This window comes from Leptolyngbya sp. FACHB-671, from assembly GCF_014695745.1.
Taxonomy (GTDB): domain Bacteria; phylum Cyanobacteriota; class Cyanobacteriia; order Elainellales; family Elainellaceae; genus JAAUTN01.
This window is the reverse complement of record NZ_JACJOV010000057.1, coordinates 1-11,445: the sequence shown is the minus strand read 5'-3', so window position 1 is coordinate 11,445 and position 11,445 is coordinate 1. Positions and strand designations below refer to the sequence as shown.

General features: G+C 46.6%; 16 protein-coding genes. 3 read left to right on the top strand and 13 right to left on the bottom strand.

Annotated elements, in window-relative coordinates:
- The first annotated feature begins 143 nt into the window (after positions 1–143).
- Positions 144–674 carry a hypothetical protein gene (locus tag H6F93_RS05900; protein ID WP_190679691.1) on the top strand — a complete coding sequence of 177 codons (531 nt, stop codon included), beginning with the start codon at positions 144–146 and terminating at the stop codon, positions 672–674.
- 95 nt (positions 675–769) lie between these two features.
- Positions 770–964: a hypothetical protein gene (locus tag H6F93_RS05895; protein ID WP_190679690.1), complete on the top strand. Its 195-nt coding sequence runs from the start codon at positions 770–772 to the stop codon at positions 962–964.
- A gap of 121 nt (positions 965–1,085) precedes the next feature.
- On the opposite strand, the gene H6F93_RS05890 is transcribed toward H6F93_RS05895, so the two are convergent.
- From H6F93_RS05890 to H6F93_RS05830, 13 genes are all read right to left on the bottom strand, one after another.
- The gene (locus H6F93_RS05890) at positions 1,086–1,274 is read right to left on the bottom strand and encodes an FAD-dependent monooxygenase (RefSeq protein ID WP_190679689.1); all 189 of its coding nucleotides are present in this window, start codon (positions 1,272–1,274) and stop codon (positions 1,086–1,088) included.
- Positions 1,275–1,324: 50 nt separating this feature from the next.
- Positions 1,325–1,771, bottom strand: coding sequence for a cupin domain-containing protein (locus H6F93_RS05885; RefSeq protein WP_190679688.1), 447 nt, complete (start codon positions 1,769–1,771; stop codon positions 1,325–1,327).
- 1,175 nt (positions 1,772–2,946) lie between these two features.
- Entirely contained in the window at positions 2,947–3,216 is a 270-nt protein-coding gene (locus H6F93_RS05880) for a helix-turn-helix domain-containing protein (protein WP_190679687.1), read from the bottom strand.
- Positions 3,217–3,224: 8 nt separating this feature from the next.
- Positions 3,225–3,461, bottom strand: a complete 237-nt coding sequence (locus H6F93_RS05875) for a response regulator transcription factor (RefSeq protein ID WP_524537903.1) — start codon at positions 3,459–3,461, stop codon at positions 3,225–3,227.
- Between the two features lie 160 nt (positions 3,462–3,621).
- Positions 3,622–3,981, bottom strand: coding sequence for a nuclear transport factor 2 family protein (locus H6F93_RS05870; RefSeq protein ID WP_190679686.1), 360 nt, complete (start codon positions 3,979–3,981; stop codon positions 3,622–3,624).
- A complete protein-coding gene (locus H6F93_RS05865) occupies positions 3,978–5,378 on the bottom strand; it encodes an FAD-binding oxidoreductase (protein ID WP_190679685.1) in 1,401 nt (466 codons plus the stop codon). The genes H6F93_RS05870 and H6F93_RS05865 overlap by 4 nt, the downstream gene beginning before the upstream one ends.
- 338 nt (positions 5,379–5,716) lie before the next feature.
- A complete protein-coding gene (locus tag H6F93_RS05860; protein WP_190679684.1) occupies positions 5,717–6,604 on the bottom strand; it encodes an AraC family transcriptional regulator in 888 nt (295 codons plus the stop codon).
- 459 nt (positions 6,605–7,063) lie between these two features.
- A complete protein-coding gene (locus H6F93_RS05855; RefSeq protein WP_190679683.1) occupies positions 7,064–7,246 on the bottom strand; it encodes a hypothetical protein in 183 nt (60 codons plus the stop codon).
- Positions 7,243–8,217 (bottom strand): alpha/beta fold hydrolase, encoded by a 975-nt coding sequence (locus tag H6F93_RS05850; protein ID WP_199313509.1) that lies wholly within the window; start codon positions 8,215–8,217, stop codon positions 7,243–7,245. Before H6F93_RS05850 ends, H6F93_RS05855 begins: the two co-directional genes overlap by 4 nt.
- Before the next feature lie 57 nt (positions 8,218–8,274).
- Complete coding sequence (locus H6F93_RS05845) at positions 8,275–8,673, bottom strand: RidA family protein (protein ID WP_190679682.1); 399 nt, start codon at positions 8,671–8,673, stop codon at positions 8,275–8,277.
- Positions 8,674–8,778: 105 nt separating this feature from the next.
- A complete protein-coding gene (locus H6F93_RS05840) occupies positions 8,779–9,666 on the bottom strand; it encodes an AraC family transcriptional regulator (protein WP_190679681.1) in 888 nt (295 codons plus the stop codon).
- A gap of 62 nt (positions 9,667–9,728) precedes the next feature.
- Complete coding sequence (locus H6F93_RS05835; RefSeq protein ID WP_190679680.1) at positions 9,729–10,445, bottom strand: type 1 glutamine amidotransferase; 717 nt, start codon at positions 10,443–10,445, stop codon at positions 9,729–9,731.
- Between the two features lie 105 nt (positions 10,446–10,550).
- Complete coding sequence (locus tag H6F93_RS05830) at positions 10,551–11,189, bottom strand: helix-turn-helix domain-containing protein (RefSeq protein WP_190679679.1); 639 nt, start codon at positions 11,187–11,189, stop codon at positions 10,551–10,553.
- A gap of 171 nt (positions 11,190–11,360) precedes the next feature.
- Between H6F93_RS05830 and H6F93_RS35670 the strand changes: the two genes are divergently transcribed.
- On the top strand, positions 11,361–11,445 hold an 85-nt coding region (locus H6F93_RS35670), incomplete at its 3' end, for a transposase-like zinc-binding domain-containing protein (protein ID WP_524537882.1).

Genomic DNA, 11,445 nt, shown 5'->3' with positions numbered 1-11,445 from the left:
ATTTCGGGCAAAAAGTGCCGCCACTTGAATAGAGAAGCAGTAGACATTGAAGAGGAAGAAGGCAAAGCTGGGCTTACCTACCTTACCATTGACCCATTTTTGCGACACAACCGCAGGTAGCAGCAGAAGCGATCGGTCGAATCGTGGGAGTATTTCAGGAGCGTTCTGTACTGGCATTTGAGGAGTTAGAAGCAACTGCGAGTGAAGATGGTCCACTCATGCCGGAAGATGCGTTCGATCGCTATGTCCGGCAAACCATGGAGATCGACCTTGAGGGGTTCATCGAGCCGCTGGAGAGCTTGCCCAGGAGAACTGTGGAGCGGCGTTCGCTATCTGCTGAGCAGAGTTCAGTCGTGGGTGAGATAGACCAAGCTGCACTGCTACAGGCGTTGGATGAGCAGATGAATCAATATCCAGGGTTGACTGAGGCAGAGGCGTTTAACCAAGCAATGGAAATTGCTCATGATGAGGATGTTTCGGCTTGGGTAGGGGCGATCGATCAGTGCTTGCAGGATCAACAGGTTTCAACCATTCCTTTGATTAGGCTACAGCAAGCGACTGATGTGCCACTAGTGCAATTGTGGTTGGCTCTGCTATTGGGCGAGTATAGGTTGGAGCAGCGGGGGGAGTTTTACGAGAATGAACAGCTTTGGGTAAGTGCCAGTGGAATTTGACAAAAGCTAGCAGTCTCTGAGCCAAGAGCCCTGTCTAAAGCGCAAATTTCAACTCCACAATTCTTCCGAAACTGTCAGAGCTAAGTACTCAAATCATGACTTTCCTCATTATTTTCAGGACAGTTGAGTTTTCTGCAACCAGTGCCCGATTAATAAACACGCCTGCCATCGTTCCTTCTGCCACAACAATGCTAATTGCCGAGAAAAGATTCACCGCCGCTGCATACACGCCTGGAACAGACGTTTGTTTATCTTCGCCTTGGTCAATTGCTCGCCTGTATCAAGTATGACTTGAAAGCGATCACACTTCTCTGATACAGATTCAAGAGACTTGGCATCAATCACCCTGCCGATCTGAAATTTCACAGCCTCATACTTTTGTAACTGTTCACGTCCGATTTGCAAGAGTTCTCAAGGTGCAATGCCATCTCTGAAAAAGAAGCCGTTTGCCGCGTGAGACACGGCATTGCGAGGTTTACCAGAATCGATGACGAGAACTTGTTTGTGCGATCGCCCCAGAAGCAGCGCGGCACTCAGCCCTGTCGGGACTGCACCCACAATAATCACGTCCAAAGGATCAGTCGAAATCTGAGTGTTCATAATCCTAGTGAACTGATAAAAAGGGCAAAGTAATGTAACTGGTAGATTTGCTAAGGTGTTGTAGCAGAGGGTAAGGTTCCAGGTGGACCTAAAATCTCGTCACCAATCTCGGCAGAAATGCGATCGAACAGTGCCATGTCTGGTGTCTCTGCCTTTTCTTGCGTTCCTACTACTGCAATCAGTCGAGCAAAAGCACTGGGCGCAGCAATCACCAATCCATGAGCGGGTCGATCCCCGATCACGGCAACAACGTGGGGTATGCCAACCGGAATCAGGCAACTTTCACCTGTGTTCAGCAGCACCTTGTTCTCACCTGCCCAGATGGTAAACTCTCCTTCTAACACGTATAGCTGTTCGGAATAGCGCGTGTGGCAATGGAGAGGAGTTTGGGAGCCAGGTGGGAAGTACCCTTCGATCAGATCGTATTGTCCTCCAGTTGTGGTGTGATCGGTAAGGATGGTGAGGCAAGAACCGAAGAACCAGAAATATTGCGTCATAAAACTGTTGCTGTTGATTTAATTAGATTTGCTGAATTCATCAGTTAAACGTTTACAGATTAAACTCAACGTTTTCTCAAAAGTATGAAGTGGAATTTTTGGGCTAGCCGTTGCTTGCTCTAGTCCTCAGGATGATTGCCAGTTTGGCCTCTGATCAAAAGTTTTTCTGCACTCCCTAAGATAACCAGTAGTCCTACAGATGCTCTTGCAATTGCATCCAGTTTCCAGTTGTGATGTATTAGGTCAGGAATTGATATAACAAGCATCAATGCAATGATGAGCCAAGGCATGATGGAATTTCGATCCTGAGGCAGTCCTACTTGACTTCGATACCAAAATGGGAAGGGGCTGAGGATAGCACAAAAGTATAACAGTCCAGCATTTATGAGCAGGGTTGTTTTAGTGTTTGAAGTGATGTCAGGATACTGGAGTGCGATCGCGGTTAGGCAAACTCCCGCTGCTAGATATAGCAAAGTAAACAGAGTAAAGTGCCTCATCAGTTTTTCCTTAAGAGGTTGTAAGTTGGGTTGTATCAAAGGTTCAAAATGCAGTTATTGTCTGAATGCCACTCTAATTTCTGAATGTCACTTTACTCAGATACTAGACAAAAACTTGCAAAGGGAGAACAGGAAAGGAGTTAAGGTTAGTCAGTTGGCTAATTAGTCCAAGAAAGGTTCGCTGAACCAATATGCCATCATCGCCTGCTCATAGGCATGTTGTCTCTCCTATTGAGACGTTATTTGAGCGTGTATTTGCCTTTCTTGCTTGTACTGAGCAGTATCCTGTTGTTGTGTCATGAATTGTTTTCTTTAATTATTTGAAGACATGAGGTTACTCCTATTGATCAATTCCTGTTGATTAATGAGTTGCATCATGAAAAAAAAGAATCATACCAGCACACTCCGCCATTCACTATCCTTTGTGATTGAAAGTAAGTTTACGTGAACAACTCACGCTTAAAAGCAGCCTTCATACCAGGTTACTTCTGGAAGTTCGCCCGATCGCAATCGAGTGCAATGCCGTTTTCATCGGTTTCAAACACGATACGATAGTTGTGATCACTCACATCGGTTGGTGCATAAGTCAGGTAATGACCACCCTGAACATATTCATGCAGTCACACTTCAATACTTTGTAAAAGTAAGCACGGACATTGCGTCAACCTTGTCGCCCAGTCACATCACTGTTCGATTGCTAAATTTCTGTTTTAGCAATGAGCGGAAGTTCTTCTTCTTGACAGGTTCTTGCAAAGCTTCTGAAAGCGATCGCCACAGTTGGGCACCTGCCTCTCGAATGTAGCAATCATCATAACCTGCTTCTTTGGCGATCGCTCTATATTCTTTACCATTCCAAGAGTGATGAAATACCACTACTTTGACAGAGGTCAGTGTTCCTGGTGGTAAAATTTGCTCTACAACTTTCAGTGCTTCTTCAGAATTCATCATTGAACCTCCTAAATCAGCCCTTGACGTAAAGCAACTACAGCAGCCTGTACACGATGGTCAACTCCAAGTTTGTTGAAGATACCACGTACATGAGTTTTTATAGTGTTGTGGCTCAGATATAGATGGGCTGCAATTTCAGAATTACTTTGACCTTCTGCCATAAGTTTCAAAACTTCCAATTCACGAACTGAGAGGTTGTGAGGAGGCGTTAAAGACATTGAGGGGGAATATTTTATTGTTTTCATGAAAACCTCTGACATTGTGATACAGCGTTAACCATTGATTACAAATCAATCACGATTTTGCTGATGGCCGTACCTTACGCAACTGCTTTGTGGGTAGGGATTGCAAATCCAAAGTGAGGTAGCAAAGATACCCACTGGGCTCTAACGCAACTGAACCCACTTACACAGGTTCCATGTAAAAGCGTGCCCACTTAATTTGCTCCGGTTGTATACCAAGAATACTCACTTTGCGCATCCCAAATGATGTGCCATTGCGACGGGTACTAAACCAGTACCACTCAGCCCAAGCCGTATCATCCTCAACTGCCGAACCGAGCGACTCTGAGCGAAAGTTGGGGATATCGTGAAACATGGTAGACCAATTCCTACGAGCATGCTCAATTCCCTGAAAAGGCCTTTCAGGATGGACTGGATGATCGGTTTGAATGTGAGGTGCAAAACAGTCCAAAAATGCTTCCAGGTCATGCGCGTTTTGGGCTTGTTGCAGTCGATCTATGACAACGCTTTGGCTAGTTTTCATGATTTCTTATTTGGTGCCAGATGCCCAATCGTTGAATGAAAAACATCATCCGGATCATAAGTGCGTTTGATGTCGAGCAACCGCTCATAGTTCGACCCGAAGGCAAACCGAATGCGCTCCTGCTCCTGCTCATCTAAGAGATTGATATATCCCCCTTTGAAGGCATAGGGGGCAAGTGCCTGGGAGATATGCTGTGCCCATTGGAGATGTCGCTGCTCGTCGTCGGGAAATTGGGGCTCCCAGGCTGCAGTTAGCTCAACCATCAGATGATCCTGACGCAGCGCAAAAGCAGTTTCGGATACACCTACGCGACTCGCGGCTCCATGAAAGTGATGAATGTTGATCATCGAAAATGGGGAAGGAAGTGGCAAACCCTGTTCGATCAATGCTTCGATCGCCTCAGTTTGCAAACCGTCTAGTGACTGGGTTTGGATGTAGTAGTGACGACCCGCTGGGGTAAACGCATCTAACCCGTGAATCAGGTCGTTATACGTAATGGGTTGCATCTGATCGACCAGCAGAGTGCCAAAGGTACGCAAAGGTGCGATAGCTTCGCTACACGGGTACGTGCTCGCTTGCTCACCTGCTTCGATCGCACCACAATAGGTGGGTGAGAGAAACAGAGCCGTCACGCCATCGGGTGTTTGAAGAAACCCAGACCGGATCGTCAATTCATCCGGTGCGGTGGCGATGAATTCGTTAAAATTGCGTAACACTGTTTTGGCTTGCTCTAGAGGATAAAGCAGCAAACCTGATAGCACAGTGGTGAGTGGATGCAGACGATACTCTAGGGAAACGATAACGCCAAAGTTGCCGCCGCCACCGCGCAGTCCCCAAAGCAGGTCTGGATGCTCCTCGGCACTCGCGGTGACAAGCTGCCCATCGGCAGTGACGACCTGTGCGGATAGCAGGTTATCGGCAGCCAGTCCATAAGCACCCGTCAGAGGACCATATCCTCCTCCCAGCGTCAGTCCTGTCATACCAACGCTGGAGATAGTCCCTGTGGTGGTTGCCAATCCATATTTCTCTGCTGCCTCTATTAGGTCACCCGCCGTTACTCCAGGTTGAATACGGGCTGTGCACGTGACTGGATCGATCGTGACGGCTCTCATTTGGGACAAATCGACCACCACGCCATTCTCACGTAGGGAACGCCCGAAGATCTCATGTCCTGCACCGCGAATCGAGAGGGGTAGTCTATGTGCGCGTGTCCAGCGAACTGTATGAATGACATCTTGTACAGTTGAACAACGCACGATCGCGGTAGGTCGGGTTTCTATCTTGCCATTCCAGAGTTGACGTACCTGTTCATAGGTAGCATCCTCAGGGAGAACAAGCTGTCCTGTGAGCAGTGCGGCGAGATCGTTGAACAAAGTACGGCTATGTGTAGCTGTCATATTTCTCCTGGCCATGTTGAAAGTTGAATAACTTACACATTGAGTAAGTTATCCTTTTTATTAGAAATTTGATGTTGTGAATGCTCTGTTGTTTGGTTTAAGCCGACATTCCAAACTCTGAGCAATTCATTGTTATGTTGTAAAACGTGATTAAAGATGGACTCCTCCTTGCAAAAGGAATTCGATGATGTACAGCAAAAGCTTGAGCAGTCGTATACTGTTCTCTATTAGTTGCTATCTACAATAGATTCTCTTCGTTCTATCTATCTGAAGTATACTGAGTTCTGATGCTTGACTGCTTTTAGATTCTTACAACGATTTATCAGATTCTTAAGGTGTTAGCGAACTTGCTTGGGTGTCATTCCCGTGACTCGCTTAAACTGTTGCGTTAAATGACTTTGACTGGAGAACCCGACCTGTAAGGCAATGTCTGCGATCGCCAAATCTGTTTTCTTCAGCATCACTTTTGCCCGTTGCACTCGCCGTTGAATCACATATTGATGTGGTGAAATTCCCATCGCTTGTTTGAATAAACTGGCGAAGTACGTCGGGCTAATATTGACGATGCCCGCCAGTTCAGCCAGGGATAAATCTCGATTCAGGTGAGTGTGAATATAGTCGATCGCTTGCTGCAATTGGGAGTTCGTTAAGCTTCTATTTCCAGATGTGATAGTTTGCGTGACGGTGGAATAGTGTCGCAGCAGATGAATGACCAAGACTTGGGTTAATGATTCAACATATAGTCGCCCCATGATACCACCTGACTGTAACTCAGCTAAAAGCAGCATTGCGACATGATGAAGCTGTAAATCTTGCTTACCGAAACAGTTCACGAGGTTAATCCGTTGTGCATCAATTTCGGATGCTTCAGCAACTTGTTCGATCAACTCCGGTTTCAAGCAAATGTGTAGCGGGCAGCAAATGTCACCTTCGTGCTGACGCCAATAGCTCGGTTGTCCAGCAGGAACAAAGATGCTGTCCCCCTTTTGAACAATTGATTCATGCAGGCGATCGTCGCGTTTCTGAATTAAAGGGGTAGGACGCCCCAAGGACAAGTTGAGCCAATGAGCCGATACGGCGGGAAGCTCCATTTCAAAGGATGACGGTGAAGAACATTGGCATTGCTCAACCAAAATCCCATTCCAGCCCAGTTGACGACTGGATAACACCGGAGGTTTATTCAACCGTTGACCGAGTTCGAGCGGACTAACAAGGTTCCCTGCCATAGCTTTTGTTCTCAGCGTTTATCTCAGCATTGAACTTATCGATTCGACCTGGTGCTACTCTTATAATGATTGCGTTGCAGGGAAATTGTATCTGTTTCCAGCACGTTCGGGCAACGAAATCGGATTCATTGGCTACATTCCTTAGTATTTGTTTATAGTCGGGCTAAACCAAATTCTCTTCAATCAAAGCGATCGATCGCAGTGGCTCTCCCAACGCCCGATGTTTCTTCAGTCACCAAAGCGTACTGACTTTCAAGCATCATGATAGCCACCTGGTTTTGTGGGAGTTGTATTGCCTAAATAGTGATTCCGCCATCGACGCTCAGTGTTGTGCCAGACCTGTTTCACGACCGAGGGAAAGAACTAACTGTGCATCCAATCCCACAAGGATTACAAGGAGGAACGCTTACATCTGCGTTGATTCATGAGGGCAGCAGACACGCTGATAAAGGGAATATCTCAATAGTCTGCAACTGTTCCCCCAGCAGGTGAAAGTTGGTCTACCAGTAATGCGCCGATTCCAGCCTTTTGAACGACCTTTGGGGCGTGTTGCAGCACAGTAGTGGTTGTCAGCAGATTGAGATGACCTGTTGCTGAGGACAGATAATACCAAAATGAGTCATGTCTAATGTCCTTTCTCAAGATGCAGAGTGAACCAGAATTTTAATGAGCAATTGATTGACCTCTGTAGGTCGTTCTTGCTGGATCCAATGCCCCGTATTGGGCAGCAATACCTGTTTTCTCAAGTTCGGCATTGTTGTTTCTAGCTGGTTGATCAGATCCTGATTCATCATCACGGCTGTATCGAACTCTCCTCCAATAAACAAAGCAGGTTGTTGCAGCTTCGCGCCACTTAGAAAGGACGTAAGTTCCCAATCTCTATCCAGGTTTCGATAGCGAGCCAGCCCACCTCGAAATCCGGTTCGCTCAAACTCCTGGGTGAGAAAATCAAGGTCTTGCTCATTCAACCAACTTGGAAGCTGCTCCGGTTCAGCCACACTGTCCAGAAATGTTTCTGATTTGTCGAATAGGAACCGCCACCGTTTTTCGGGAGGTGCATCCCCAGATGCGGAATAGAGCATCCTGCGAAGCGATCGCCGAACGTTACCTTCTAGTTCTGCCTCTACTTTGCCCAGTTCCTGAAAATACAACACATAGAGCTGTTGTTCACCCGCCATCCGTTTTAGTATTTCTGTCGGAGGGCTACTGTCCCAGGTTCTGGCACGATAAGGAACACTCAGCAGGGCGATCGCTTTAAACAAATCTGGGCGCAATAATGCACAATGCCAAGCCAAAGGGGCACCTTGGTCATGCCCGACAATCATCGCTTGTTCGTGATCTAGTGCATGAACCAGCCCGACGATATCGCTCGTAAGCTGAAGAATATTGTATGCCTCAACGGACTTTGGTTGATCGGTTTGTCCGTAACCCCGCAGATCTGGCGCAACAACATGAAATCCAGCTTCTGCGATCGCACTAATTTGATGCCGCCAAGCGTACCAGCACTCCGGAAACCCGTGACACAGGATGACAAGATTGCCTCGACCTTGTTCAGCAATATGCATTTTGATGCTGTTTGTCTCAATGAAGCGATGATTTATGGCTTGCATCATTTTTCTTCTATGCCATTACTTTATCCTTCCATTACCTGGACTTTGGAAATCAGGCAATCACTTGAGTGCGGCTGTTGCTTCAATCTCAACTAATGTTTCTGGAGAGGCAAGTGAGGAAACACCAATGCCAGTAAGGGCTGGGCGCGACTCTGCTAGATGTTGTGCGATAATTGGAGCGATCGCTTCCATCATTTCTCCAAGTTCACCTCGAACATAAATGCGAACGCTTAGCAAATTCTCAACGGAGCTTCCCGCTGCATCCAGGACAATCATTAGATTATTTAGCGCATTCTGGAGTTGTCCCTCAACGGTATGAGATGAGACTTGATGGTTCACATCCCAATCCACTTGACCCGAAATGTAAACGGTAGCCGATGCAGTATCAATCACAGCATGGGACATTCCATGTGGTTTTCCGTCATAAAGCTGTGGCGAATTAACTAGTTGCTTTCTCATTGTGTCTAAATCCTTGCGTAGAAAAGCATCATAACTACAGCGTAGTGAGTTTTAACGCTTGATTGCTTTCAGATTCTTATGACGATTTATCAGATTCTTATGAGGTTAGCGAACTTGCTTGGGCGTCATTCCCGTGACTCGCTTAAATTGTTGCGTCAAATGACTTTGGCTGGAGAACCCAACCTGTAAGGCAATGTCTGCGATCGCTAAATCCGTCCTACTCAACATCACTTTTGCTCGTTCCACCCGCTGTTGAATCACATACTGATGTGGCGAAATCCCCATCGCCTGTTTAAACAAACTCGCGAAGTAAGTGGGGCTGATACTGATCACGTTTGCCAGTTCAGCCAGGGATAAATCTCGATTCAGGTAAGTGTGAATATAGTCGATCGCTTGCTGCAATTGGGTACGAGTTAAGCTTCTGTTCCCAGCTGTAATGACTTGTGCAACCTGAGAGTAATGTCGCAGCAGATGAACGACTAACACCTGGGTCAATGATTCGACATACAACCGACCCATTATGCCACCCGATTGCACCTCAGCCAAAAGCAGCATGGCAATATGCTGAAGATTTAAGTCCTGTTGACCCAGATGGTTCATGAGGTTGAGCCGCGCTGTATCGATTTCAGACGCTTCAGCAACTTGTTCGACCAGCTTCGGTTGCAAGTGAATATCGAGTTCCGTTTGGCGTACCTCACTTCCTAGACAATGCCAGGAGATTGGCTGTCCAGCCGGAACCAAGAAGCTATCCCCTTTTCGGAAGATTGATTCATGCCAGCGATCGCCAGATTTCTGTCTTAGAGAAATGGGATGCACCAGAGGGAAGAGCAGCCAATGATCGGATAAGGCAGGAACTTCTTTTTCGCCCGAAATTATAGAAAAGTGATGCTGCTCAACCAAAATGCCATTCCAGCCCATCTCCTGACTGGATAACATCACAGTTTTATTCATCCGTTGGCTGAGTTCACTCGGTTTAAGAAGGGTGTTTTTCATAGAACTTGCCTTCACCTGTTAGTTTATCGATTGAAGAATAAACAAAATAACATTCCAGTAACCTAAACACGCTGGACAGCTTTTTGGTATTGATGTGAGAGCAGTTCGAGAAACTGATACATGACCTCATGAATTTCTGCAAGGTTCTTATTCTCAGAAAGCATTTCCTCGGAAGTCTGAATGTACTTTCCTGTAATTAATTCCGAGGCACAGTTTTCAATGATCTGCTGTATACCTTGTCGATTCATTTCCAGGTGAAATTGCAAGCCAAGCACCTTTTCGCCGTAGAGAAATGCTTGATTGAGACAACCCTCGCTGTAGGCTAGGCGGGTTGCTTTTTCTGGTAACTCAAATGTATCTCCATGCCAATGAAAAACTGTCAGTTGAGCGGGTAGAAACTTAAGGGCATCGGATTGCTGAACTGCTTCTGTTGTTTTGATCGGAAACCATCCGATTTCTTTGTTTTGCCCCGCATACACTTTTGAACCCAGAACATCCACAATCAGTTGCGCCCCCAGACAAATGCCGAGCACTATCTTGTCTTCCTCGATCGCCTGTTTGATTAGTTGTTTCTCTGCAATTAGCCAGGGGTACTGCTCCTCTTCATAGATATTCATTGATCCGCCCAAGACGATCAGCCAATCAAAATCACTCACCGTTGGTAACGGATCGTTGGCGTAGAGTCTGGTGGATGATAACGAATGGTTTTGTTCAGCCATCCAGGTCGAAATACTGCCCAGTCCCTCGAAGGGAACATGCTGCAAATAGTGAACTCTCATTTTTTCGCCCTCGCGACGGTTTAAATTTGATTAGACAAGGTGAGCTTCAGGTAGCACCATCAGTTTAGAGATTCGGATATGGGGAGGCTCTCTAAGATAAAGGCATTATTTTTCAGAGAGGTAACTTTTCAATAAAGAGCGTGTGGGCGTACAGGCAACGAGAAGAATCTCAGCATCTTGGTCTCCGATCGCAGAGAGATTGTGGGGGAGAAACGCATCAAAATGTGCCGCATCACCAGGATTGAGCAAAAACTGCTCGTCTGCTAGAGTCAGAATGAGTTGCCCAGAGAGAACATAGAGCCACTCTTCACCACTATGCTGATAATGCTGTTCTCCTTGTCGATTCACAGGCACGATCACTCGGAGTGGATGCAAATCAGCTAGATGATTCCCGCCAGCTAGAGAAGTATAGAATAGCCCATTGCCCTCTTGAAGACGACGATCGCCTGCACGAATCACGACCCCAATAGAAGCTTTCCGCTTTGAAGCCGCTGGCTTTGGGTTCTCCGAAGTCGAGCCAAATAGGTCGGGCAGCGATACCCCATACACCCGTGCCAAGGTAAACAGAACTGCCAGTGAGGGCTGTCGTTCGCCACCTTCTAAGCGAGACAAGTAAGCCTCAGACACATCTGCCTGCTCGCTCAGTTGGCTTAACGTCCAACCCTGTTCCGTTCTTAAAGCCCGTAATCGTTGCCCTAGTTTGGCTAATTCGGGCTTGAGTAGAGCCTCGATTGAACTTTCCATAGATTGCTCATTAAGCAAGTTAGCTTAATTATATTGCCTGACAGGCAAGCTTGCTAGATTCTTTTCAATCGATTTGGTAGTAGATGGGTACTGTGAAAGTACTGTCTACTGCCTAAAATAGCCAATTTGGCGTTGCTGCAAGGGTAATGCTTGGTTTGGCATGATAGAAGAATGAAATGTCCTCAATGTAATTCAACTCAAGTCGCTAAGAACGGGCATCGTCGAGGGAGACAATGCTACAAGTGTAAGCAGTGCA